This window comes from Nocardioides korecus, assembly GCF_054778395.1.
Map to the genome: position 1 here is coordinate 507,301 of NZ_BAAGZO010000002.1, position 23,637 is coordinate 530,937.

Annotated in this window: 20 protein-coding genes, 2 tRNA genes and 1 pseudogene; 9 read left to right on the forward strand and 14 right to left on the reverse strand. The window is 73.2% G+C overall.

The genetic code is table 11. From position 1 onward, the window contains the following. Positions 1-35: 35 nt before the first annotated feature. Both ACYVDA_RS05675 and ACYVDA_RS05680 read left to right on the forward strand, forming a co-directional pair. Positions 36-1,301, forward strand: a complete 1,266-nt coding sequence (locus tag ACYVDA_RS05675) for a deoxyguanosinetriphosphate triphosphohydrolase (RefSeq protein ID WP_460815858.1) — start codon at positions 36-38, stop codon at positions 1,299-1,301. A 31-nt stretch (positions 1,302-1,332) separates the two neighbouring features. Next, positions 1,333-2,292: a 2-hydroxyacid dehydrogenase gene (locus tag ACYVDA_RS05680; RefSeq protein ID WP_460815861.1), complete on the forward strand. Its 960-nt coding sequence runs from the start codon at positions 1,333-1,335 to the stop codon at positions 2,290-2,292. Here the strand turns inward: ACYVDA_RS05680 and ACYVDA_RS05685 are convergent. From ACYVDA_RS05685 to ACYVDA_RS05705, 5 genes are all read right to left on the reverse strand, one after another. Next, positions 2,286-3,329: a YihY/virulence factor BrkB family protein gene (locus ACYVDA_RS05685; RefSeq protein ID WP_460815864.1), complete on the reverse strand. Its 1,044-nt coding sequence runs from the start codon at positions 3,327-3,329 to the stop codon at positions 2,286-2,288. The two genes, ACYVDA_RS05680 and ACYVDA_RS05685, sit on opposite strands and share 7 nt — an antisense overlap. A gap of 130 nt (positions 3,330-3,459) precedes the next feature. Continuing rightward, positions 3,460-3,798: a hypothetical protein gene (locus ACYVDA_RS05690; protein WP_460815865.1), complete on the reverse strand. Its 339-nt coding sequence runs from the start codon at positions 3,796-3,798 to the stop codon at positions 3,460-3,462. Continuing rightward, complete coding sequence (locus ACYVDA_RS05695; RefSeq protein ID WP_460815868.1) at positions 3,795-4,955, reverse strand: YihY/virulence factor BrkB family protein; 1,161 nt, start codon at positions 4,953-4,955, stop codon at positions 3,795-3,797. The genes ACYVDA_RS05690 and ACYVDA_RS05695 overlap by 4 nt, the downstream gene beginning before the upstream one ends. Continuing rightward, on the reverse strand, positions 4,952-5,188 hold the full coding sequence (locus tag ACYVDA_RS05700) for a DUF3618 domain-containing protein (RefSeq protein WP_460815869.1): 237 nt from the start codon (positions 5,186-5,188) through the stop codon (positions 4,952-4,954). The genes ACYVDA_RS05695 and ACYVDA_RS05700 overlap by 4 nt, the downstream gene beginning before the upstream one ends. After that, positions 5,185-5,598 (reverse strand): phage holin family protein, encoded by a 414-nt coding sequence (locus tag ACYVDA_RS05705; RefSeq protein ID WP_460815871.1) that lies wholly within the window; start codon positions 5,596-5,598, stop codon positions 5,185-5,187. The genes ACYVDA_RS05700 and ACYVDA_RS05705 overlap by 4 nt, the downstream gene beginning before the upstream one ends. Before the next feature lie 127 nt (positions 5,599-5,725). Here ACYVDA_RS05705 and dnaG point away from each other — a divergent pair, with 127 nt between their 5' ends. The 3 genes from dnaG (at position 5,726) to ACYVDA_RS05720 (ending at position 8,328) form a co-directional block, all read left to right on the forward strand. Then, positions 5,726-7,669 carry a DNA primase gene (dnaG, locus tag ACYVDA_RS05710; protein ID WP_460815873.1) on the forward strand — a complete coding sequence of 648 codons (1,944 nt, stop codon included), beginning with the start codon at positions 5,726-5,728 and terminating at the stop codon, positions 7,667-7,669. Further along, positions 7,666-8,217 (forward strand): hypothetical protein, encoded by a 552-nt coding sequence (locus ACYVDA_RS05715; protein WP_460815876.1) that lies wholly within the window; start codon positions 7,666-7,668, stop codon positions 8,215-8,217. The genes dnaG and ACYVDA_RS05715 overlap by 4 nt, the downstream gene beginning before the upstream one ends. A 38-nt stretch (positions 8,218-8,255) precedes the next feature. Next, a tRNA-Asn gene (locus tag ACYVDA_RS05720) sits at positions 8,256-8,328 on the forward strand. A gap of 65 nt (positions 8,329-8,393) precedes the next feature. Here ACYVDA_RS05720 and ACYVDA_RS05725 read toward each other — a convergent pair. From ACYVDA_RS05725 to ACYVDA_RS05735, 3 genes and pseudogenes are all read right to left on the reverse strand, one after another. After that, positions 8,394-9,152, reverse strand: coding sequence for a PIG-L deacetylase family protein (locus ACYVDA_RS05725; RefSeq protein ID WP_460815878.1), 759 nt, complete (start codon positions 9,150-9,152; stop codon positions 8,394-8,396). A gap of 9 nt (positions 9,153-9,161) precedes the next feature. Then, positions 9,162-10,016, reverse strand: a complete 855-nt coding sequence (locus ACYVDA_RS05730) for a sensor histidine kinase (protein ID WP_460816127.1) — start codon at positions 10,014-10,016, stop codon at positions 9,162-9,164. Further along, positions 9,935-10,303: pseudogene (locus ACYVDA_RS05735) on the reverse strand (PAS domain S-box protein); the annotation flags it as partial. The pseudogene ACYVDA_RS05735 and the gene ACYVDA_RS05730, both read right to left, overlap by 82 nt. A 129-nt stretch (positions 10,304-10,432) precedes the next feature. Here ACYVDA_RS05735 and ACYVDA_RS05740 point away from each other — a divergent pair. Then, a complete protein-coding gene (locus ACYVDA_RS05740) occupies positions 10,433-12,130 on the forward strand; it encodes a DEAD/DEAH box helicase (RefSeq protein WP_460815882.1) in 1,698 nt (565 codons plus the stop codon). A 51-nt stretch (positions 12,131-12,181) separates the two neighbouring features. Here the strand turns inward: ACYVDA_RS05740 and ACYVDA_RS05745 are convergent. The 4 genes from ACYVDA_RS05745 to ACYVDA_RS05760 form a co-directional block, all read right to left on the reverse strand. Continuing rightward, positions 12,182-12,255 (reverse strand) — tRNA-Ile (locus ACYVDA_RS05745). A gap of 27 nt (positions 12,256-12,282) precedes the next feature. Next, complete coding sequence (locus ACYVDA_RS05750) at positions 12,283-13,068, reverse strand: SDR family oxidoreductase (protein WP_460815884.1); 786 nt, start codon at positions 13,066-13,068, stop codon at positions 12,283-12,285. A gap of 113 nt (positions 13,069-13,181) precedes the next feature. Then, positions 13,182-15,323 carry a S9 family peptidase gene (locus tag ACYVDA_RS05755; RefSeq protein WP_460815886.1) on the reverse strand — a complete coding sequence of 714 codons (2,142 nt, stop codon included), beginning with the start codon at positions 15,321-15,323 and terminating at the stop codon, positions 13,182-13,184. Between the two features lie 32 nt (positions 15,324-15,355). Further along, on the reverse strand, positions 15,356-16,792 hold the full coding sequence (locus ACYVDA_RS05760) for a CHAP domain-containing protein (protein WP_460815889.1): 1,437 nt from the start codon (positions 16,790-16,792) through the stop codon (positions 15,356-15,358). A gap of 140 nt (positions 16,793-16,932) precedes the next feature. Here ACYVDA_RS05760 and ACYVDA_RS05765 point away from each other — a divergent pair, with 140 nt between their 5' ends. The 3 genes from ACYVDA_RS05765 to ACYVDA_RS05775 are packed head-to-tail and all read left to right on the forward strand — an operon-like array spanning position 16,933 to position 21,170. Continuing rightward, positions 16,933-17,742 carry an HAD-IIA family hydrolase gene (locus ACYVDA_RS05765; RefSeq protein WP_460815891.1) on the forward strand — a complete coding sequence of 270 codons (810 nt, stop codon included), beginning with the start codon at positions 16,933-16,935 and terminating at the stop codon, positions 17,740-17,742. After that, entirely contained in the window at positions 17,739-19,022 is a 1,284-nt protein-coding gene (locus ACYVDA_RS05770) for an AGE family epimerase/isomerase (protein WP_460815893.1), read from the forward strand. Before ACYVDA_RS05765 ends, ACYVDA_RS05770 begins: the two co-directional genes overlap by 4 nt. A gap of 39 nt (positions 19,023-19,061) precedes the next feature. Beyond that, complete coding sequence (locus ACYVDA_RS05775; RefSeq protein ID WP_460815895.1) at positions 19,062-21,170, forward strand: ATP-binding protein; 2,109 nt, start codon at positions 19,062-19,064, stop codon at positions 21,168-21,170. Here the strand turns inward: ACYVDA_RS05775 and ACYVDA_RS05780 are convergent. Together ACYVDA_RS05780 and ACYVDA_RS05785 are read right to left on the reverse strand one after the other, a co-directional pair. Further along, positions 21,167-22,213 (reverse strand): hemolysin family protein, encoded by a 1,047-nt coding sequence (locus tag ACYVDA_RS05780; protein WP_460815897.1) that lies wholly within the window; start codon positions 22,211-22,213, stop codon positions 21,167-21,169. The two genes, ACYVDA_RS05775 and ACYVDA_RS05780, sit on opposite strands and share 4 nt — an antisense overlap. Further along, complete coding sequence (locus ACYVDA_RS05785) at positions 22,210-23,571, reverse strand: hemolysin family protein (RefSeq protein ID WP_460815899.1); 1,362 nt, start codon at positions 23,569-23,571, stop codon at positions 22,210-22,212. Before ACYVDA_RS05785 ends, ACYVDA_RS05780 begins: the two co-directional genes overlap by 4 nt. Between the last annotated feature and the right edge of the window lie 66 nt (positions 23,572-23,637).

Sequence of the window (23,637 nt, forward strand, 5' to 3'; positions counted from 1 at the left end):
CGCGCGCGACCTCGGCGGCCGGTAGCGTCGCCGACGTGACCCGCCCCGAGGACCTGTACGGCGACGAGGCCCGCGAGCGCCTGGTCGACGAGCCGGTCAAGCGGGTCACCGCACCGCTGCGCACCGCCTTCGAGCGCGACCGGGCCCGGGTGGTGCACAGCGCCTCCCTGCGCCGGCTGGCCGCCAAGACCCAGGTGCTGGGGCCCGGCTCCGACGACGTCGCCCGCACCCGGTTGACCCACAGCCTCGAGGTCGCGCAGATCGCCCGTGACCTCGCCCACCCGCTCGGCTGCCACCCCGACCTCGCCGAGACTGCCGCGCTCGCCCACGACCTGGGCCACCCGCCCTTCGGCCACGACGGCGAGGCCGTGCTCGACGAGATGGCCGGCTCCTGCGGGGGCTTCGAGGGCAACGCCCAGACGTTGCGCATCCTGACCCGGCTGGAGGCGAAGTCGGTCGACGCCACGGGGCGTCCGGTGGGCCTCAACCTCACGCGGGCGACGTTGGACGCGTGCACCAAGTACCCCTGGCGGCGCGGTGCCCCGGGCACCAAGTTCGGCGTCTACGAGGACGACCGGCCGGTCTTCGACTGGCTACGCGCCGGGGTGGAGGGCGGCCGGCAGTGCGTGGAGGCCCAGGTCATGGACGTGGCCGACGACGTCGCCTACTCCGTGCACGACCTCGAGGACGGCATCGTCGCCGGCCGCATCGACCTGCGGCTCCTCGACGACCCCGAGCAGCGTGCGCTGACCTGGTCGACGACGCGGGAGTGGTACCTCCCCGAGGTGGCCGACGACGAGCTCGACGAGGCGCTGGCGCGGCTCCGGGCGGTCGGCTCGTGGCCGGCCCCGACGGCGTACGACGCCACCCGCTCGGCGCAGGCCGCCCTGAAGAACCTGACCAGCGACCTGATCGGGATCTTCTGCGGCCAGGTGCACCGGGCCACGGTCGACGCCCACGGCGACCGGCCGCTGGTGCGCCACGACGCCGACCTGGTCGTGCCCCCGGGCACCGCGGTGGAGATCGCGGTGCTGAAGGGGATCGCGGCGCACTTCGTGATGCGTGCCCCCGACCGGGTGGCGCTGATGGACCGTCAGCGCACGCTGCTGGCCGAGCTGGTCGAGGCCCTGCTCGACCGGGGCCGCGACGGCCTGGAGCCGGCGCTGCGCGAGGACTTCGACGAGGCGGGCGACGACGCGGCCCGCACGCGGGTGGTGCTGGACCAGGTGGCCAGCCTGACCGACGCCTCCGCCGTGGCCCGCCACGCGGAGCTGGTCGGCCCACACGGGGCCTCGTCGTGAGTGGACGGCCCGGGCGCGCCACACTGGTGCCATGAGCGACCCCCTCGTCTGGCTGCCCTTCGACCCCGCCGAGCTGACGGAGCTGCCTGGGACCGGCGAGCTGCCGACCGGGCTGCGCTACGAGCACGTCGACCCCGAGGTCACCGGTGACGCCGACCGGTGGTCCGAGCTCCCCGCGAGCCTGGAGGAGGTCGCCTTCCAGGTCATGCACTACCGGTTCAGCCGGCCCGACGGCGAGCTCCTGGCGCGGATGCCCCGGCTGGAGGTCGTCCAGACCCAGACCGCGGGCGTCGAGCACGTGCGCGGCTACGTCCCGGACGGCGTCCTGCTGTGCAACGGCCGCGGCATCCACGACACCGCCACGGCCGAGCTGGCGCTGACGCTGGCCCTGGCCAGCCAGCGGGACCTGCCCGACCACGCCCGGGCCCAGGCCGAGGGCCGGTGGGCCCCCCGGACGGGTCGCTCGCTGGCGGACACGACGGTCCTGATCGTGGGCTACGGCCAGATCGGCGAGGCCATCGAGGCCCGGCTGCGACCCTTCGAGGTCAGCGAGGTGCTCCGGGTCGCCCGCAGCGCCCGCGAGGGGGTCAGCGCGATCGAGGACCTGCCCGACCTGCTGCCGCGGGCCAACGTGGTGGTCGTGGTCGTACCGGGCACCGCGGAGACGCGCTCGCTCTTCGACGCGGCGATGCTGGCCCGGATGCGCGACGACGCGCTGCTGGTCAACGTCGCCCGCGGCCCGGTGGTCGACACCGAGGCGCTGCTGGCCGAGCTCACCTCCGGCCGCCTGCGGGCCGCCCTGGACGTGACCGACCCCGAGCCCCTGCCCGAGGGCCACCCGCTCTGGACCGCCCCGGGCCTGCTGCTGACGCCGCACGTGGGCGGCGCCAGCACGGCGATGCGCCCGCGCGCCCTGCGGCTCGTGCGCGAGCAGCTCCAGCGCTTCGCGGCCGGCGAGCCGGTCCTCAACGTGGTGACCGGCGACTACTGAGTCGTGCGGGGGGTCTCGACGGTCGTCTCGTCCGTCGCGCCGGTGCCGTCCGCTGCCTCGTCGTCGGCACGGTTCTTCGGGCTCTCCCCGAACTCCACGTTGATCGTCTCGAAGCCCTTGAGCCGCTGGGCCTGGGCCTGGCGGGCGTAGGTGTGCTCGTCGGCCGGCGTCAGGTCGACGTTGTCGGTGAACGGCGTGAGGAGGGCCCGGGGCCAGAGGTGGTCCCGTCGCACCACGTTGAGCTCCATGCAGAACACCACGATCATGCTGGCCAGGTAGAGGTACGCCAGCAGGCCGAGGACGACGGCGAAGACCGCGTTGGTCGCCGAGGCGTTCTTGATGACGCCGGCCACGTAGCTGTAGCCGAACGACTGCAGCACCTGGAACAGCACGGCCGCGAGCACCGCCCCGGGCAGCAGGTCGCGCGTGGCCACCTTGTGGTTCGGGGCGATCCAGAACGCGGTCACGAAGACCCCGGTGAGCAGGGCCGTGCTGCCCAGGAAGGTCGCCATCCGACCGACCAGGTTGTCGCTGAGGACCACGGTCATCGCCGCGGAGCCGACGACGATGGCCACCAGCCCCAGGCCGACCGAGGCGATCAGCACCAGGGACCGCGCCCGGGCCAGGAACGGGTTCGGGCGGCTGTTGCGCGGCACGGCCCACACCGTGTTGCCGGCGTGCTGGAGGGCCTGGGCGACCCCGAGGGCGCCGTACAGCGCACCGAGGATCCCGATCACGATGCCGGTCGCGCCGCTGCCCAGAGAGGCCGGGGCCTTGAGCTGCTTGCCGACGACCGGGAACTCGCCCAGCGCGGAGTTGAGCAGGTAGTCCTGCCAGGCCGGGTGACCCACGAGCAGCACGCTGAGCGCGGCGGTGGCCAGGAGCAGCAGCGGCAGCAGCGAGACGAACGCGTAGTAGGTCAGCAGCGCGGCCAGGTAGTTGCCCATGTCGTCGAAGAACTTGTAGAACACCGCGAGCGGGAAGCCGACGCGCGGGTAGCGGCGTTGCCAGCGGTCGAGACGGTCGGTGATCGACATGTGGGGCCTGTCGGTGCGTGCGGGAGGCCCGCGGGGGAGGGACGGGGAAAACGCTACCGGGCGACGCGACCTGTTCAGGTCGCGCCGCCCGGCAGCGGTGGGTGCTCTTGGTCTCGGTCGAGACCTCAGGTCAGGGCAGGTCGCCCTGGGGGCCCGTCTCGTCCTGGAAGTGCAGGCTCTCGGGGTTGAGCTTGTCGTCGCCGATCGAGCGGTCGGGGGTCGAGCTGCCCGAGGGGGCCGCCTCCTTGGCCTTGTCGGCGGCGGCGCCGGCCGCCTGGGCGACCTTGTCCTTGACGACCGGAGCCTTCTCGCGGGCCAGGTCGGTGGCCTGGTGGGCCTTCTCCTGCACCCGCGGGTCGTTCTTGACCTGGTTGAACTGGTCGCGCAGCTGCTCGTAGCGACCGCGTCCCGCCTTGGCGCCCAGCACGTAGCCGACGCCTCCGGCGATGAGTACCAGCAGCTTCTTCATGATGTCTCCTCCTGCTCCGTGACGGAGCGTTCGTCCTGCGCGCGGTCCCCGGACTGGGACCGCGCGTCGTCGTGCGCCTGCGTGCGAGCCGCGTCGCGGCGGATCTTGCGCCCGAAGGCGGCGTCCTTCTCGCGGGTCTTGCGGGCCTTTTTGATGTTGCGCTCGTCGCGGGGCGGGAGCTGGAGGTCCTCCTCGGCCGGGAGGCCCGCCTGGAGCTGACGCCCCCGCTCGAGCTCGGAGTCCAGCTCGGCGCCGAACAGCAGCGCCAGGTTGGTGATCCAGAGGAACAGCAGCCCGACCACGACGCTCGCGATGGGCCCGTAGGTCTTGCTGTAGCTGGCGAAGGTGGCCAGGTAGATCCCGAACAGCGCCGAGGCGACCAGCCAGATCCCGATGGCGGTCGCCGCACCCACCGAGATCCAGCGGAACTTGGGCTGCTGGATGTTGGGGGTGACGTAGTAGAGCAGGCCCACCACGACGACCACGATGGCCAGCAGGAGGGGCCACTTGACGATCGAGAACACCAGCACGGCCGTGCTGCCCAGGCCGACCACGTTGCCGACCGAGGTCAGCACCGGGCCCGACAGGGCCAGCATCAGCAGGGCGACGGCGACCAGGACCACGGCCACCAGGGTCAGCAGCAGCATCACCGGGCGCAGCTTCCAGAAGGGGCGACCCTCCTCGATCTCGTAGATCCGGTTCATCGCCCGGCTGAAGGCCCCGACGTAGCCGGAGGCCGACCACAGCGCGGCCAGGATGCCGATGGCCACGCCGATGCTGGCACCGCCGGACGTCGCGACCGAGTCCAGGAACGTGTAGAGCGGTTGGCGCACCTGGTCGGAGACCAGGGGCTTCAGCACGTCCTTGACGGTGTTCACCGTGCTGGCGCCCTGCCCCACGACGCCGACGGTCGAGATCAGCGCGATGATTGCCGGGAAGATCGCCAGGACGGAGTAGTAGGTCAGGGCCGCAGCGAGGTCGGTGCACTGGTCCTCGGTGAACTCGTGCAGGGTCTTGCGCGCGACGTAGAACCACGACCGCTTGTGCAGGTCGGTGGGGGAGTCGGGCTTGCGACCGTCCTCCGGGTGCGCCTTCCCACCGTCGTCGGTCCCGCCCGGCGCGCTGCTCTCCTGCGTGGAGGGGTGTCGGGTGCTCATCGGCGCCTGCGCCACCAGACCAGGAGGGCCACGACGACCACGACGCCGACGGCCGCGCCCGCCACCTCGGGGCGCGGCTTGCCCTCGTCGGTGGTGGCCCGGTCGCGCACGTCGGCGACCTTCTGCTTGGTCTGGGCCTTCACGTCGAGCTTGTGGCCGAGCTGGTCCACCGTGCTGGCCAGCTGCTCGCGCTGCCGCTCGATGTCGGCCTGGATGTCCTCGGGGGTGCTCATGCGCGCTGTCCCTTCACGGTGGCGATGTCGTCCTTGAGGCCGGCCTGGGCCCGCTCGGGGGCCAGGGGCGTGGCCTGGGCGACCTTCTTCTTGCCCATCATGGCGAGGATCCCGGCGATCGCGAAGAGCACCACGGTCACGATCAGGGCGGCCAGCCACAGGGGCAGGACCAGGTCGAGGGCGATCACGATGGTGGCGAGCAGGGTGCCGAAGCCGAAGAACGCCATCAGGCCGGCCCCGCTGAACATGCCGATGCCGAGACCGGCCCGCTTGCCCTTCTCCGCCATCTCGGCCTGGGCCAGGCGCAGCTCGGAACGGATCAGCTCGGGGACCTGCGTGGTGAGGTCGTTGACGAGGGCGCCCAGGGTCGGGTCGGACCCGGGCGTGGGTCGCACAGTCGGTTCGGTCATGGGGGTTCCGTAGCCGATCCGGGGGCCTTCAAACCCCCCCGGAGGGGTGGTGGCGCTCCCCGTGAGCCCTCCCCGGGCGGTCGACGGCGGCTGCCGGGCGTCGTACGCCGGTCGTAGACTCCGCGGCGTGGCAGGCCGGATCAAGGACGAGGACATCGCGGAGGTCCGCGAGCGGGCCCGGATCGACGACGTCGTCTCCGACTACGTGACGCTGCGCAACGCTGGCGGCGGGTCGATGAAGGGCCTGTGCCCCTTCCACGACGAGAAGTCGCCGTCCTTCCACGTGACCCCGTCGCGGGGGTTCTACCACTGCTTCGGCTGCGGGGTCGGCGGTGACGTCATCAACTTCGTGATGGAGATGGACGGCCTTGGCTTCTCCGAGACCGTGGAGCGCCTGGCCGACAAGGTCGGGGTGCAGCTGCGCTACGAGGAGGGCGGCCCCACCCGCCCCAAGGGCGGGCCCCAGCGCCCCCGGCTCGTGGAGGCGAACAAGGTCACCCAGGAGTGGTACGCCGAGCAGCTCGCCACCCCCGAGGGCCTCACCGCCCGCCAGTTCCTGGACTCGCGGGGCTTCGACGCCGACGCGGCCGCCCACTTCGGCGTCGGCTTCTCACCGCGCGGGGGCGAGGACCTGGTCCGCCTGCTGCGCGGCAAGGGGTTCACCGAGGAGGAGGTGGTGGCCAGCGGCCTGATCGGCTCGGGCCGCGGCCTCTACGACCGCTTCCGGGGGCGGCTGATGTGGCCGATCCGCGACTCCAGCGGCGACACGATCGGCTTCGGGGCACGTCGGATCTTCGACGACGACCGCATCGAGGCGAAGTACCTCAACACCCCCGAGACCGCGATCTACAAGAAGTCCCAGGTGCTCTACGGGATCGACCTGGCGCGGCGCGAGATCGCCCGGGGCAGCCAGGCCGTGATCGTCGAGGGTTACACCGACGTCATGGCCTGCCACCTCGCCGGGGTGAGGACCGCGGTCGCGACCTGCGGCACCGCCTTCGGCGACGACCACGCCCGGGTGATCCGTCGGCTCCTGCAGGACCACGACGAGTTCCGCGGCGAGGTGATCTTCACCTTCGACGGCGACGACGCCGGCCAGAAGGCGGCGCTGCGAGCCTTCGAGGGCGACCAGATCTTCGCCGGCCAGACCTACGTGGCCGTCGAGCCGACCGGGATGGACCCCTGCGACCTGCGCCTGGCCGCGGGCGACGCCGGGGTCCGCGAGCTGGTCGCGCGCCGGGTCCCGCTCTACCGCTTCGTGCTGGCCAACGTGGTGCAGCGCTACGACCTCGACCGCGCCGACGGCCGCATCGACGCGATGCGCGAGGCGGCCAAGCTGGTGACCAGCATCCGCGACCGCTCGAAGGTCGACGCGTTCGCCCGCGAGCTCGCCGGCATGATCGGCATCGAGCCGACCGACGTGCAGCGCGAGGTCAAGCGGGCCGCCGCGCGCGGCCCCGAGCAGCCGTCGCGTCCGGCTCGCGCCGCCACCCCGGCGTCCCGCGACGGTGGCCCGGGGGACCGGGGCGGGAACGCTGCCGCCGGTGGCGCGCAGGGTCGGCCCACCGCACCCCGCCCGCCGGCCGCGCAGCTGCCCGACCCGCGCGACCCGCGGTTGATGCTGGAGCGCGAGACCCTGAAGCTGCTCGTGCAGCACCCGCAGGTCGCCGGTCACCGTGCCGCCGAGCTGGACGCGTCCGACTTCACCCACGGCGCCTACCGCGCGCTGTGGGCCACGATGGGCGAGGTCGGGCCGCTGACCGAGGCCGACGCCCAGTGGGCCAGCCGCCTGCGCGAGCAGCAGCGCGACGACCGGCTCAAGGTGCTGGTGAGCGCCCTGGCCACCGAGCCGCTGCACTCGGAGAAGGAGCCCGACGACGCCTACGTCGGGCAGCACGTCTACCGCCTGCGCGAGCTGACCACGCTGCGTCGCATCGCCGACGTGAAGTCCCGGCTCCAGCGCACCAACCCGGTCACCGAGGCGGGGGACTACAACAAGATGTTCGGCGAGCTGATCGCCCTGGAGCAACACCGTCGCAGCCTGCGCGAGAAGGCGCTGGAGAGCCAGTGAGGCTCGTGCCCCGCCGACCCTCGCCCGTGCCCGCAGCGGTGCTGGCCGTCGCCGACCTGCCGCGCGGGGAGCAGGTCCTCGCCTCCGGCCTGGCCGGCGACGGCACCTGGCTGCTGGGGACCCGGCGGCGCCTGCTGCTGGTGGGCGCGGACGCCGGCGCCCCGGTGACCGCCCTGCCCTGGGAGGAGGTCGAGGACGCCGCGTGGGACCGCGAGGCGGCCCGCCTGCGCGTCACCGCGATCGGGGCGTACGCCGCCCCCCGCCCGACGTGGTCCTTCGACCTCGAGGACCCCGAGCGCCTCCTCCAGCTGGTCCGCGAGCGGGTCACCGCCAGCGTCGTGCTCCAGCGGCGGGTCCCGGTGCGCGAGGGACGGGGCCTGACCGTGATCGGGCGGCGCAACCCGGCCGGTGGGCCGGTGGCCTGGATGCACTCCTACGACGCCGGCCTGGACCCCGCCGACCCCGAGGTGGTGGTGGTCGCGGACCTCGCGCTGGCCCAGGCACGGGCCGAGGCCGGCGAGACGAGCCTTCCGGCCGACCCGATTTAGCGTTGCCGGGAGTCCGTTGCTAATCTTTGCGGGCGCGATCCCCTGTAGCTCAATTGGCAGAGCATTCGACTGTTAATCGGAGGGTTGTTGGTTCGAGTCCAACCGGGGGAGCACAGCAGTCGAAGGCCCTGATCCAGTGCGGATCAGGGCCTTCGGCGTACGCCCCGGAGGACCGCTCAGTCGCCCCAGCCCATCGAGAACACCTCGAACGGCGCGGCGAACGTCGTCCCGAGCCGCTGGCCGGCGGGCCGGGCCATCCCCTCGAGGAACTCGCGGGGGTCCCAGCCCTCCCACCCCAGTCCGTCGATGTACGCCGCGTGGGCCTCGAGCGAGGCCACCCCGGCGTCGAAGGTGGCGGTCGTGTCGACGGCGTGGGTCGCCTCGGGGGAGCCGAACGCCCACACCTCGCGCACCCCGCCCCACGGCTCGAGGTCGCCGCCCTGGCCGGTGAGCTGCTCGCCGAAGACCCAGCGGTTGCCGGCGTCGCGCACGGCGTCGAGCACCGCTCGCCCCGCGGCGATGTGGTCGGCCTGGTTGAGCGCCCGGCCCCCGAAGGTGTCGCGGAAGTTCGCCGTCACGACGACCTCGGGCCGGTGGCGTCGCACGGTCGCCGCGATCGCGCGCCGCAGGTCCACGCCGTACTCCAGGACACCGTCGGGGAGCCCGAGGAAGTCCACGGTGTCGACGCCCACGACCCGGGCGGACTCGACCTGCTCGGCCTCGCGGACGGTGCGGCACTCCTCGGGGTGCAGGCCGTCGATGCCGGCCTCGCCGCTGGTGACCATCACGTAGCCCACCCACTTGCCCTGCCCGGTCCACCGCGCCACCGCGGCCGCGGCGCCGAACTCGAGGTCGTCGGGGTGGGCCACGATGCACAGGGCGCGTGCCCAGGACTCGTCGAGCGGTGCCAGGGGCGGGGGAGCGGTCTCGGTCACCGCTCGAACCTACGCCGCGTGGACCCCGGGGGCCATGCCGTCGCGGGCGAGCGTGAAGCAGAACCGGCTGCCCTCGCCCGACGCGGTGTCCTCCACCCAGATGCGACCGCCGTGGCGCTCCACCGTGCGCCGGCAGGTGGCCAGCCCGATGCCGTGCCCGCCCGTGGTGCCGGAGGCGCGCTGGAACATCGCGAAGACCTGCTCGCGCTGGCCCACCGCGATCCCCGCGCCGTTGTCCTCGACGGTGACCATCCAGTCGTCCGGGCGCGCGACCACCCGCACCAGGACGTGCGGGGTGCGGTCGGGGTGGCGGTACTTCACGGCGTTCTGCACCAGGTTCTGCAGGACCTGGCGCAGCCCCGGGCCGTCGCCCACGACGTCCGCGGCTCCGTCCTCGAGCTCGACCACCGCGCCGGCCTGCTCGAGCAGGCCGCCGAGGTCGACGCGGACGTCCTCGACCAGGGCCCGGGTGGACACCGGCCGGCGGGTCGCCTGGTGCCCGGAGCGGGCGAGCACCAGCAGCGAGGAGACCAGCTCCGACATCCGCTCCGAGGCCAGGTGCACCCGCTCGAGCCAGTCGCGGCCGCGCTCGTCCAGCGCGTCGGCGTACTCCGCGGACAGGAGGTCGCCGTAGCCCGCGATGGTGGCCAGCGGGGCCTGGAGGTCGTGGCTGGCCATCGCGGCGAATGCCTCGAGGTCCTCGTTGGAGCGGGCCAGCGCCTCGGTGCGCGAGCGGAGGTCGGCGTTATCGCCGCGATCCGCGCGGCGGCGGCGACCTCGTCGTTGCGGTCGATGATGTGGGCCACGTAGTGCAGCGGTCGGCCGGGGCCGTCGCTGACCAGGCCGACCGAGAGGTCGATCCAGACCACGTGGCCGTCGCGGTGGAAGTAGCGCTTGCGCAGCCGGTAGCTGGGGATCAGCCCCTCGGTGAGCTGCTGGAGCAGCTCCAGGTCCCCGGCCAGGTCCTCGGGGTGCGTGATCTCCTGGAAGGTCAGGGCCACCAGCTCGTCGGTCGAGTAGCCGAGCATGGTCGCGAGGGCCTCGTTGACGCGGCTGAAGCGGCCCTCCAGCGTGACCAGGGCGATCCCTACGGGCGCGTTGTCGATCGTGAGGCGCCAGCGCTCCTCGGCGGCGGCAAGGGTCGGCAGCATCCCAGGATAGGTCGAGGGCGTCGTCGCGTCCCGGGTCCGAGGACCTCGACGGCGGCGGGGGTGAGGGGGTGGGCAACGGCACAGCGCCACGAATAGGTCATACTCCGCCCTCGCCACTACGCTTGGCCGGTGAGTGAGAGCATCGAGAACGACGTCCCCCGCTTCGACGAGCTGGGGCTGGACCCCCGCATCGAGAAGGTCCTCAAGGACGTCGGCTACGAGACGCCCTCCCCGATCCAGGCCGAGGCGATCCCGCCGCTGCTGGCCGGTCAGCACGTCGTGGGCCTGGCCCAGACCGGCACCGGCAAGACCGCGGCGTTCGCGCTGCCGATCCTGTCCCGCCTCGACCTGACCCAGAACAGCCCGCAGGTGCTGGTCCTGGCCCCGACCCGTGAGCTCGCGCTCCAGGTCTCGGAGGCCTTCGGTCGCTACGCCGCCCACATCAAGGGCCTCCACGTGCTGCCCGTCTACGGCGGCCAGGGGTACGGCGTGCAGCTCTCCGCCCTGCGCCGTGGCGTGCACGTCGTCGTCGGCACCCCCGGTCGCGTCATGGACCACCTGGAGAAGGGCACGCTCGACCTGAGCCACCTGCGCTTCGTGGTCCTCGACGAGGCCGACGAGATGCTCAACATGGGCTTCGCCGAGGACGTCGAGACGATCCTGGCCCGTACGCCCGAGAGCAAGCAGCTGGCGCTGTTCAGCGCGACGATGCCCAACCAGATCCGTCGGATCATCAAGAAGTACGCCCCCGGCGCCACCGAGGTCACGGTCAAGTCCAGCTCGGGCACGGCCACCAACGTCACCCAGCGCTACCTCAAGGTTGCGCACCCCCAGAAGCTCGACGCCCTCACGCGCATCCTCGAGGTCGAGAACTTCGACGGCATGATCATCTTCGTCCGCACCAAGCACCAGACCGAGGAGCTCGCCGAGCGCCTGCGCGCCCGTGGGTTCGGGGCGTCGGCCCTGAACGGCGACGTCGCCCAGGTGCAGCGCGAGCGCACCATCGAGCAGCTGCGCAAGGGCAAGCTCGACATCCTGGTCGCCACCGACGTCGCGGCCCGCGGCCTCGACGTCGACCGGATCAGCCACGTGATCAACCACGACATCCCCACCGACACCGAGTCCTACGTCCACCGCATCGGCCGCACCGGCCGCGCCGGGCGCAGCGGCGACGCGATCTCGTTCGTGACCCCGCGGGAGACCTACCTGCTCAAGTCCATCGAGAAGGCCAACCGCACCACGCTGACGCAGATGAAGCTCCCGACGGTCGAGGACGTCAACGCCAACCGCGTCGCGAAGTTCACCGAGGCGATCACCGGCGCGCTGGAGGACCCGCAGCTGGGCACCTTCCGCGAGATGATCGAGGCCTACGAGAAGAACAACGACGTGCCGGTCGAGGACATCGCCGCCGCCATCGCCGTGCTGGCCCAGGACGGCGAGCCGCTGCTGCTCGAGGACATGCCCGAGCCCCCGGCCCACCACCACGAGAAGCGGGAGCGCCGCGAGCCCAGCGGCAACCTGGTGCGCTGGCGGATCGCGGTCGGCAAGCGCCACCGCGTCGAGCCCCGCCAGATCGTCGGCGCGCTGGCCAACGAGGGCGGGCTCAAGCGCTCGGACTTCGGTCGCATCGACATCAAGCCCGGCTTCTCGCTGGTCGAGCTGCCCCGCGACCTGAGCCGCGACACCCTGGACAAGCTGGCCGAGACCCGGATCTCCGGGGTGCTGATCGACCTCCAGCTCGACAAGGGTCCCGCCCCCCGCTCGGGCCCCCCGCGCCACGACGGCCCCTCGTCGTACGCCGGCAAGAAGCCCCGCCACAAGGGCTGACCCCGCTCCGCCGGTCGAGCAGGGCCACCGGGCCGGTCGTCGAGACCTCGGTAGGGCGGGTGGGGCTCGAACCCACGACCCAAGGATTATGAGTCCTCTGCTCTGACCGGCTGAGCTACCGCCCCGTGGAGGGGCGAGCGTAGCGGTCGGGCTCAGACCACGATCGGGGTGGTCGCGCCGTCCATGGACAGGATCGCGCCGTTGACGTACGACGCCCGCGCCGAGGCCAGCCAGACCACGGCGTCGGCGATCTCCTCGGGCTCGGCGAGCCGGCCCAGGGGAGCAGCCCCCACCTGCTGGGCCATCGCCTCGTCCTCGCTGACGCCGGACTGGCGGGCCTGGGCCTTGACGCCCTCGGTGAGCCGCTCGGTCAGGGTGCCGGCGGGGTTGACGGCGTTGACCCGCAGCCCGCTCGGTCCGTAGGCGTTGGCCAGCCCGGCCGTGGCCAGCATCAGCGCGGCGTTGGCGGCGCCCCCGGCCAGGTGGGTGGGGGCGGCGAGCTTGCCGCCGAAGCCGATCACGTTGACGACGGAGCCGGAGCCGCGCTCGGCCATCCGCTTCACGACCGGGTCGATGACGTGGACGTAGGTGAAGAACTTGGCCTGCATCGCCCGTTGCCACGCCCCGGCGTCGAGCTCGGCGAACGGCACCCGCTTGGCCGCCCCGGCGCTGGTGACCAGGACGTCGACCGGTCCGTCCGCGTCCTCGACCGCCGCGACGACCGCCAGGGCGGCGTCGGGGTCGGTGAGGTCGGCGGCGTACGTCGTCACGCGGTCGCCGGCGTCCAGGGTCGCGGCCGCCCGGTCGAGGTTGTCCTGGCCGCGCGAGACCAGCGCCACGCGGGCTCCCTCGGCCAGGAAGCCGGCGGCGCAGGCCAGCCCGATCCCCTTGCTGCCACCGGTCACGAGCACGAGCTTGCCGTCCAGTCCGAGGTCCATGCGCCGAGTGTAGGAACCGGGTGTGCGCGGATCCCCCGGTCGGCAGGCTCGGGCGTGCGCGGATCCCCCGGTCGGCGGGTGGGTTGGGGGTGGGGTGGGGTGAGGTGGTGGGGTCAGGCCAGGCCGAGGCGGTCCAGGATCCAGGCCAGGGTGAAGGCGCGGTCCTTCCAGGCCTGGTAGCGGCCCGACACCCCGCCGTGCCCGGCGGCCATCTCGGTGCGCAGCAGCACGTCGGGGCGGCGGTCCTCGGCGGTGGAGCGCAGCTTGGCGACCCACTTGGCCGGCTCGACGTAGAGCACCCGGGTGTCGTTGAGCGAGGTCTCGGCCAGGATCGGGGGGTAGGCCTGCTCCGTCACGTTGTCGTACGGCGCGTAGGCGGCGATGTAGTCGTAGACCTCGGGGTCGGCCTCGGGGTTGCCCCACTCGTCGTACTCCGTGACCGTCAGCGGCAGCGACGCGTCGAGCATGGTGGTCAGGTTGTCCACGAACGGCACCCCGGCCACGACGCCGGCGAACAGCTCGGGCGCCTGGTTGGCCACCGCCCCCATCAGCAGGCCGCCGGCGCTGGCGCCCTCGGCGACGAGCGAGGAGGACCACCCCGCGTCCCGCAGGTGGTGGGCGCAGGCGACGAAGTCGGTGAAGGTGTTCTGCTTGCGCAGGATCTTGCCGTCGTCGTACCACCGCCGGCCGAGCTCGCCGCCGCCCCGCACGTGCGCGATCGCGAACGCCGCGCCCCGGTCGAGCAGCGAGAGCCGGGAGATCGAGAACCCGGGGTCCATCGAGGCCTCGTAGGAGCCGTAGCCGTAGAGCAGCGTCGGGACCGGGCCGCGCTCGCGGGCGTCGCGGCGCACCACCAGCGAGATCGGGACCTGCTCGCCGTCGGGGGCGGTCGCCCAGAGCCGGTGCTCCTCGTGGTCCTCGACGGAGAACCCGCCCAGCACCGGCGTACGCCGCAGCAGCGTCAGCGAGCGCGTGGCCACGTCGAAGTCGTAGACCGACGCGGGCACGGCCAGGGAGCCGAAGCCGAGCCGGACCACGGGGGTCTCGAACTCGGAGTTGCGTCCCAGCCCGACGGTGTAGACCTCCTGCTCGAAGGGGATCACGAAGTCCTCGGCGACCCCGGTGCCGTCCAGGGTGAGCACGCGCAGCCGGGACAGGCCCTCGCTGCGCTGGCTGACCACGAGGTGGGTGGCGAAGGCGTCGACGTCCTCGATGCGGGTCGCGGGGTCGTGGGGGATCAGCGGCTCCCACGCGGCGACGGGCGTGGGGTCGACCGGGGAGGTCGAGACGCCGAAGTCGGGGCCCTCGGCGTTGTGGGTGATCACGAACCGGTCCTCGCCGCCGATCACGGCGTGCTCGAGGGCGTAGTCGAGGTCGGTGGTGCGCGGCACGAAGACGCGCAGGCCGAGCTCGGGACGCTCGCCGTCGAGCACCTGGTACTCGGCCGTGGTCTTGGAGTGGGAGACGACCACCAGGAAGCGGTGGGACCGGGTGTGGCCCACGCCGACGCGGAACCGCTCGTCGGTCTCGTGGTGCACCACCTCGTCCGCGTCCTGGTCGGTGCCCAGGACGTGGCGCCAGACCTTGTCCGCGCGCCACGCGTCGTCGACGGTGACGTAGTAGAAGGCCGACCCGTCGGGGGCCCAGGTCACGCCGCCGCCGGTGCCGGTGAGGTGGTCGTCCAGCAGCTCGCCCGTGCGGAGGTCCTTGACGCGCACGTCGTAGCGCTCGTCGCCGACGACGTCGGTGGCCCAGGCCAGCAGGTGCTCGTCGCGGCTGACCGAGACCCCGCCCAGGGAGAAGAACTCGTGCCCCTCGGCCAGGGCGTCGAGGTCGAGCAGGACCTCCTCGCCGTCCAGGGCCGGCTCGTCGGGGGAGGTCTGCGCCGGGGTCGGCGGGGTCCAGTCGGCCTGGTCGCCCACCGGGGCGCGGCAGGAGGCGCCGTACTCGCGACCCTCGAAGGAGCGGCCGTAGTACCAGTGCCCGCCGCGCCGGGCCGGCACCGAGAGGTCGTTCTCCTGGGTGCGGCCGCGGATCTCCTCCACCAGGGTCTCGCGCAGGTCCGCGAGGTGGGCGGTGGAGGCCTGGGTCCAGGCGTTCTCCGCCTCGAGCAGCCCGCGCACCTCGGGGTCGTCCTTGGCGCGCAACCACTCGAAGTCGTCGTGGCGCTCGCGGCCGTGCAGGACCCGGGTCGTGCGGCGGGACGGGGCGAGCGGAGGCTGCGAGGGACGGGAGGACGAGGAGGGGTCGGTCACCGGGCGAGCCTAGTGCGGCCCCCTGCGCCGCCTCAGCGCACGCTGAGGTTGCGCAGCAGCTCCGAGCCCCAGACGCTGGGCGAGGTCAGGAAGCGGAACCGGTAGCGGTGGGTGCCGGTGGTGTCGGGCACCACGGCGGTGGCGCGGCCGGCGACGACCGGGACCCTGGCGAGCACGCGGTTGCGGCTGCGCACCACGAACGTGCCCGTGGCGACGACGCCGTCCACGCGGCTGACGCTGGCCTGCACCCGCAGCGACCGGACGCCGGCCACGACGGTGACCGCGATCCGCGAGCTGGTGCGGACCAGTGCCGAGGCGGGCGTGGTCAGGGTCAGGGGCTGGAAGCCCGAGCGGGTCAGGCGCACGGTCGCGGACAGGCGGTGGCCCAGGTCGGCCGTCCCGAGGGTCAGGTCGCGGCCGCTCGCGCCGGGGACCACCTGGCCGTCGCGACTCCAGGTCACCGAGGTGGTGGTGCCCGGGTCCACGGCCGGCACGGTGAGGTGCAGCCTGCTCCCGGGGGCGGTCGTGCCGCTCAGCTGCGGGGTCCCGCTGACCCGCTGGACGCCGCTGCTCAGCGGCACGGTCGCGGCCGAGACGCGCGACACCGGGGCCAGGCCCGACCCGGTGGCGGTGACCCGCACCGAGACCACGTGCCCCACCCGCTTCGCGGCCGGGATGAAGTAGCTGCGGTCGGAGCCGGGCACCGGGGTGCCGTCGACGAGCCAGCTGTAGGTGACCCCGGTGGGAGCCGGGCTCCAGGTGCCGGTCGTGGCCCGCAGGGTGCTGCCGACCGCGGGGGTGCCGCTGATCACGGGCGCGGTCAGGCTGGTCCGCGAGGTGGGGGCCGGCGCCGGGGTCGGCGACGGGGTCGGGGTGGGCGTCGGCGCGGGTGCCGGGGTGCTCGTGCTCCGGTCGGTGAAGTGCACGAAGCCGCTGGGCCAGCCGCTCGAGGTCCGGGTCACCCGGGTCCAGGAGAAGTCGCCGTTCCAGCTGTCCTGGGAGACCACGATCTCGTCGGGGGAGATGACCTGCTCGACGTACGCCACGTGGCCGGCCGAGCCGGCGGGCTTGACCCCGGCCCGCCACCAGGCGACGGCGCCGACCGCGGGCGTGCCGTCGGTGATCCGGCTCATCGCCGTGCCCCAGTTGGTGGCGTTGCCGCTGCCCGACCAGGGACGGACGTTCGGCATGCCCGCCTTGATCATCCGGTAGGCGACGTAGTTGGTGCAGTTGTGACCGGAGTACATGTTCCAGTACATCGTCCGGTTGGCCGTGGAGTAGCCCGCGTTGCCCATGGCCAGCATCGAGCAGCCGACGTAGCCGGTGCACAGGGTGCTGACCGAGGCGGTGGCCGGTGGAGCGGCGACCACGCCGACCGTGACACCGGTCGCCACCGCGGCGACCAGACCGGTCGCGGCGCGGAGCGACCGTCGGGAGCGCGTGGGGCGGAGACCTGAGTTCGAGGACACCTGTGGGAGTGTAGTGACGAGAGTGTGCGCGAGTTCACTAAAGTCCGATTCGTCAACTCGACACGCCGTACCGCCCGCCTGAATTACATCGGCGTGATCTCCCGCATCGTGAGACACCGGGGTCCGGGCGGCGTGGAACGATGGGCCCCATGGAGACCGTGCGACCGATCGAGACCTGGCTCACCGACATGGACGGCGTGCTGGTCCACGAGGAGGACCCGATCCCGGGTGCCGCCGAGTTCGTGGAGGCCCTGAAGACCTCGGGCAAGAGGTTCCTGGTGCTGACCAACAACTCGATCTTCACCCCGCGGGACCTGCGCGCGCGGCTGCTGGGCAGCGGCATCGACGTGCCCGAGCAGGCGATCTGGACCTCGGCCCTGGCCACCGCGGACTTCCTCTCCGACCAGCGGCCGCACGGCACGGCGTACGTCGTGGGGGAGTCGGGGATGACCAACGCCCTGCACGACATCGGCTACGTGATGACCGACCGCGACCCCGACTACGTCGTGCTGGGGGAGACCCGCACCTACTCCTTCGAGGCGATCACCCGGGCGATCCGGCTGACCGAGGCCGGGGCGCGCTTCATCGCCACCAACCCCGACGTGAGCGGCCCCAGCCCGCAGGGCACCCTGCCGGCGACCGGGTCGGTGGCCGCCCTGATCACCGCCGCCACCGGGCGGCAGCCGTACTACATCGGCAAGCCCAACCCCCTGATGATGCGCAGCGCGCTGAACCGGCTGGAGGCGCACTCGGAGACCACCGTGATGATCGGGGACCGGATGGACACCGACATCATCAGCGGCCTCGAGGCCGGCATCCGCACGGTCCTGGTCACGACGGGGTCCACCAGCCCGGAGATGATCGACACCTTCCCCTACCGACCGACCCGCGTCGTGGACTCGATCGCGGACCTGGTCGAGCTGGCCTCGCAGGACGCGGGGGAGATGTGAGCGCCCCCCAGACCGCCCCCGCCTGGCGGCACCGCCCGGACCACCGCGACTGGCTCGCCCAGCAGCTGCGTCGCCAGCTCGCCTTCGCCAGCGCCTTCCCGCACCCCGACGGCGGCGCCGGGTGGCTCGACGGCGACGGCGACCTCGACCTGTCGCGGCCGGTGCACACCTACGTGACCGCCCGGATGGCCCACGTGTTCTGCCTGGGCTCGCTGGCCGGGGTGCCCGGGTGCGGACCGCTGGCCGACCAGGCCCTGGAGGCGCTGGGGGAGTCCGGCCGCCTGCGCGACGCCGAGCACGGCGGCTGGTTCGCCTCCGCCGGCCCCGGCGAGGAGCGCGACGAGAGCAAGCAGGGCTACACCCACGGCTTCGTGCTGCTCGCGGCCAGCTCCGCGCTGGTGGCGGGTCGGCCCGGGGCCCGCGAGCTCCTCGACGCGGCCACCGCGGTGCTCGAGGACCGCTTCCTCACCCCCCAGGGCCTGTACGCCGACCTCTGGGACCGCTCCTGGACGACCCTGGACCCCTACCGCGGGGTCAACGCCAACATGCACGCCGTCGAGGCCTGCCTGGCCGCGGCCGACGCGACCGGTGACCGGGGCTTCCTGGACCGCGCCCTGGTGATCACCACCCGGGTCGTGCACGAGTGGGCCCGCGACCAGCAGTGGCGGGTGCCCGAGCACTTCGACGCCGACTGGACCCCGCTGCCCGAGCACCACCGGGACCAGGCCGACCACCCGTTCCAGCCCTTCGGCGCCACCGTCGGTCACGGCCTGGAGTGGGCGCGCCTGGTGGTGCAGCTGCGCGGCTCCCTCGGACCGGACGCCCCGGAGTGGATGCTCCCCGCGGCCCGATCGCTCTTCGACCGGGCGGTGAGCGACGGCTGGAGCACCGACGGGGGCGAGGGGTTCGTCTACACCACCGACTGGGAGGGCGTGCCGGTCGTGCGGGAGCGGATGCACTGGGTGCTGGCCGAGGGCCTGTGCGCGGCGGCGGCTCTGCACGACGTCACGGGCGACGCGGCGTACGACGAGCTCTACCGCACCTGGTGGGACCACGCCGCCACCTGGTGGGTCGACCCGCAGGACGGCTCGTGGCAGCACCAGCGCACCCCCGACCTCGCCCCGGCCGACTCGGTCTGGGCCGGCCGTCCCGACACCTACCACTCCCTCCACGCCGTCCTGCTGCCCCGGCTGCCCCCGGCGCCGGGGGCAGCCCGGGCGCTGTCCGGGGGCTTGGTGGATGTGGGCAACCGCCTGCCCGCCGGGGGTGTCATCCGCTAGCGTGCCGGTCTGCCGGGTCGTCGCCGACGGGAGCTACGCGTGCAGGTCGTGCCAGTGGGGGCCGTCGGGTCCACCTCACCGGTGCGTCGTCGTGCGCTGGGAATGCTGGTGCTCGGCACCGTCGCCTTCGTGCTGGCCGGGCTGCTCGGTCGGGCCACCGTGGTCGACGGCAGCACCCTGACCCTGGTGTGGCCCGCGACCGGCGTGGCCATGCTGATGACCGGCGCCTGCGCGCGCCGTGACCGGCCGCTGGCCCTGCTGCTGGTCGGGGTGGCCGCCTACGTGCTCAACGTGCTCACCGGCGTCGGGTCGACCACGAGCCTGGCCTTCGTGCTCTCCAACGTCGCCCAGGCCCTGGTCGGCGGTCTGCTCCTGCAGCGCACCGCGTCGGGGCTGCTGGGAGGTCCGGCCCCGGGCGGGGTCGCCCAGGCGCGGGTCCGCGACGTGGGCGGGGTCCTGGTGAGCTCGGTGGTGGGGTCGCTGGCCGGCGCCGGTCTCGGAGCGCTCGGCCTGCACGCGCTCCAGGGGTCCTGGTCCTGGGCCGACACGGCCGTGTGGTGGGGCCGCAACAGCGCCGGCGCTGTCGTGGTGCTGCTGACGGTGCTGCTCCTGTCCTCCCAGCCCCGGCACGTCGAGGAGGCGGCCCCCGGGCGACCGGCCCGGGCCGAGGCCGACCGACGCGGGCCGGTGGCGCACCTCGCCGAGCCGCTCGCGCTCGCGGTTCTGACCGTCGTGCTCTACCTGGCGATCTTCGTCCTCCTGCCCGCGGCGCCCCTGGCCTTCCCGCTGCTGCTGCCCACGGTGTGGGTGGGGCTGCGGTTCAGCCCGCTGGTGGTGGCCCTGCACGGCGCCGCGGTCAGCGTGTTCGTGACCGTCCTGACCGTCGCCGGCCGAGGGCCCTTCGCGGAGGGGCGGTCCTGGCACCAGGAGGCCCTGGTCTCGCAGAGCTTCCTGGTGCTCGTGGTCGGCCTGGGCCTGGTGCTCGCGCTCGGGCGGGCCGAGCGCACGGCCCTGACCCTCACCCTGGCCCGGGCCCAGGTCCGCTCCGAGGCCCAGGCCCTGATGCTCAGCGCGGTCATCGACTCGATGCACGACGGGCTGACGGTGGTCGACCGTGCGGGCCAGGTGCTGATGCGCAACGAGGCCGGCGCCCGGATGGCCGGGGCCAGCAGCGTGGGGGACACCTCGGTGAGCGCCTACGCCATGCACGGGTCCGACGGCCACGCCCTGGAGGCCCACGAGCTCCCGCAGGCGCGCGTGTTCGAGACCGACGGCTCGTTCACCCAGGAGGTGGCGCTGCGCTACGTCGACCGCTCACCGACCCGCACGCTCTCGATCAGCGGTCGTCGGCTGCCCGCGGAGGACGAGACCGACCTCGAGCGGGCGGTGCTCGTCTACCACGACGTCACCGCCGACCGGAGCCAACGCAGCTCGCTGGAGTCCTTCGCCGGGGTGGTCGCCCACGACCTCCGGGGGCCGCTGAGCGTGCTGGACGGGTGGAGCGAGCTGCTGGCCCTCGACCTCGGGGAGGCGGGTGACGGGCCGGAGACGGTCCCCACCGACCTCGTCCGACCCAAGGTCGCGCGCATCCAGCAGGCCGTCGTGACGATGCAGCACCTGATCGAGGACCTCCTCGACTCCTCGACCACGCGTGACCGGGCGCTGCGCGAGCGGCTGGTCGACCTCACGGCCGTCGCCCGCGACGTGGCCGACCAGCGCGGCACCGTGGCGACCGGCGTCGTGCCGCGGATCCGCGTCGAGCCGATGCCCCCGGCGTACGCCGACCCGGGGCTGGTGCGCCAGCTCCTGGACAACCTGGTCTCCAACGCCGTCAAGTACGTCAACCCCGGCGAGGTCCCCGACGTCGTCCTCTCCGCGCGCGCCGTCGGACGCTGGGTCGAGGTGAGCGTCACCGACCACGGCATCGGCATCCCGCTGTCCCAGCGCGAGGCGGTCTTCGAGGCCTTCCACCGCGCGCCCACCCGGGCGTCGTACGACGGCCACGGGATCGGGCTCGCGGTGTGTCGCCGGATCGTCGAGCGCCACGGCGGCACCATCGCGATCACCGACCCGCCCGAGAGCACGGGGACCCGCTTCGTGCTGACCCTGCCTGCCCCGCCCGGGACCGGAGGGTCGCCGGAGTCCTAGTGCCCCTCGGCGTGGGCCGCGTCGCGGATCTCGCCGACCAGCTCCTCGATCACGTCCTCCAGGGTCGCCACGCCGATCACCTCGCCGGCCTCGTCGACGACCCGCGCCATGTGCGCCCCCTGCACCTGCAGCGTCTGCAGGGCGTGGACCAGCGTGTCCGAGGCGCGTACGCCGGCGAACGGGCGGATCCACTTGTCCTCGACCACCCGGGCCCGCCCCTGGGGATCGCTCTGGAGCACGTCCTTGATGTGGAGGTAGCCGACCAGCTCGCGGTCGGCGCCGACCACCGGGAAGCGGGAGTAGCCGGTGCGGGCGCAGACGACCTCCACGTCGGTGGCGCGGGCGCCCCGCTCGACGGTCTCGACCTGGGGCAGCGGCAGCATCACGTCGGCCACCGTGCGCGAGGTGAAGCCCAGGGCTCCCGAGAGGCGCTCGTACTCGCCCTGCTCGAGCATCCCCTCGTCGTGGGACTCGTCCACCATCGCCTCCACCTCCTCGAGGGTGAAGGTCGAGGCGCGCTCGCTGAGCGGCTCCACGCGGAAGAGCCGCACCACGGCGTTGGCCAGGGCGTCGAGCCCGTAGACCACCGGCTTGAGGACCGTCACGAAGGCCACCATCGGGGGGCCGAGCACCATCGCGGCCCGCTCCGGGCCGGCCAGGGCGATGTTCTTGGGCACCATCTCGCCCAGCACCACGTGCAGGTAGACCACGCACAGCATCGCGACCGTGAACGCCGCCGGGTGCAGCCACGACTCGGGCAACCCCACCGCGTGGGCGACGGGCTCGAGCAGGTGCGCCAGCGCCGGCTCGGCCACCGCGCCCAGGCCGAGCGAGCAGACCGTGACGCCGAACTGGCAGGCCGCGATCATCTGCGAGAGACCCTCCATGGCGCGCAGCGTCGTGCGCGCGACCCGGGAGCCCTCGGCGGCCAGGGGCTCCACCTTGGTGCGCCGGGCCGAGACCAGGGCGAACTCCGCGCCGACGAAGAAGGCGTTGCCCAGCAGCAGGACCAGGCCCAGCCACAGGGCCGAGGAGGTGCTCACGCGTCACCGCCGGTGTCGGGCAGCAGTCGCTTGATGCTGATCCGGTCCACGCGCAGGCCGTCCATGTGCTCCACCCGGAGCACGACGTGCTCCTGCACGGGCTCCTCGTCGTCGTCCTCGGGCACGTGCACGGGGAGCGGCACCAGCACCCGGTCGCCCCGCTCGGGGATCCGGCCGAGCTCGCGCACGAGCAGCCCCGCGACGGTGTCGTAGGCGTCGTCCTCGGGCAGGTCCAGCCCGGTCGCCTCGAGCACCTCGTCGGGGCGCAGCAGGCCGGAGAGGATCCACGACCCGTCGGGTCGACGGCGGGCCCGGGAGCCGTAGCGGTCGTGCTCGTCGGCGATGTCACCGACGATCTCCTCCACGACGTCCTCCAGGGTGACCACGCCGGCGGTGCCGCCGTACTCGTCGGAGACGATCGCCATCTGGAAGCCCTCGCCGCGCAGCAGCGAGAGCAGCGGGTCCAGCCGCAGCGACTCCGGCACCACGGTGGCCGGCACCATCACCTCGCGGGTCAGGGTGTGCGCCCGCTCGGAGCGCGGCACGGCCACCGCCTGCTTGACGTGCACCGACCCGACCACGTTGTCCGAGGAGCCCTTGACCACGGGGAACTTGGAGAACCCGGTCGCCCCGGACAGCTCGATCACCGCGCTCACCGGGTCGGTCGCGTCGATGCAGGCCATCTGGACGCGCGGCGTCATGATCTCGGCCGCGGTGCGGGGTCCGAACGCCACGGACCGCTGCACCAGGTGGGCGGTCTCGTTGTCCAGGGTGCCCTGCAGGGCGCTGCGACCGGCCAGCGAGGCCAGCTCGTCGGAGCTGCGCGCCGAGCGCAGCTCCTCCTGCGGCTCCACGCCCAGGGCCCGGACCAGGGCGTTGGCCGAGCCGTTGAGGAGCTTGATCGGCCAGGTCATCGCGGTGGTGAAGGCCCGGATCAGGCGCTGGGTGCGACGCGCGATCGGCAGCGGGAGCGCGATCGCCAGCTTCTTGGGCACCAGCTCGCCGAAGATCATCGTCGCGATCGTGGCCAGGACCAGGCCGAGGGTCACCGAGACGCCCGGCACGGCCGAGTCCGGCAGGCCCACGGCGGCCAGCGGGCCCTCGAGGAGGGTGGCGATGGCCGGCTCGGCCAGGAAGCCGATCACCAGGTTCGTCAGCGTGACGCCCACCTGCGCCCCGGAGAGCTGCGTCGAGAGCGACCGCAGCGCCGTGCGGACCCCCTGCGCCTGGCGGTCACCGGCCTCGGCGGCCCGCTCGACGGCGGCCCGGTCGACCGCGACGAAGGAGTACTCCGCCGCCCCGAAGACCCCGCAGGCGAGCACGAGACCCACCGAGATCAGGAGCAGCAGCCATTCCATGCGGGCCATTGTTGCGTGCCCGACCGGGCGGCGGTGGAACAGGGGACGCCACCGGAGGAACCGTGA

Bases quoted from the DNA above. Each gene is read 5' to 3' on its own strand.
- ACYVDA_RS05765 (WP_460815891.1), top strand. From the start codon at position 16,933: ATGGGCCCCATGGAGACCGTGCGACCGATCGAGACCTGGCTCACCGAC.
- ACYVDA_RS05700 (WP_460815869.1), bottom strand. From the start codon at position 5,188: ATGAGCACCCCCGAGGACATCCAGGCCGACATCGAGCGGCAGCGCGAG.
- ACYVDA_RS05785 (WP_460815899.1), bottom strand. From the start codon at position 23,571: ATGGAATGGCTGCTGCTCCTGATCTCGGTGGGTCTCGTGCTCGCCTGC.
- ACYVDA_RS05690 (WP_460815865.1), bottom strand. From the start codon at position 3,798: ATGAAGAAGCTGCTGGTACTCATCGCCGGAGGCGTCGGCTACGTGCTG.
- ACYVDA_RS05685 (WP_460815864.1), bottom strand. From the start codon at position 3,329: ATGTCGATCACCGACCGTCTCGACCGCTGGCAACGCCGCTACCCGCGC.
- ACYVDA_RS05750 (WP_460815884.1), bottom strand. From the start codon at position 13,068: ATGGACCTCGGACTGGACGGCAAGCTCGTGCTCGTGACCGGTGGCAGC.
- ACYVDA_RS05695 (WP_460815868.1), bottom strand. From the start codon at position 4,955: ATGAGCACCCGACACCCCTCCACGCAGGAGAGCAGCGCGCCGGGCGGG.
- ACYVDA_RS05705 (WP_460815871.1), bottom strand. From the start codon at position 5,598: ATGACCGAACCGACTGTGCGACCCACGCCCGGGTCCGACCCGACCCTG.
- ACYVDA_RS05680 (WP_460815861.1), top strand. From the start codon at position 1,333: ATGAGCGACCCCCTCGTCTGGCTGCCCTTCGACCCCGCCGAGCTGACG.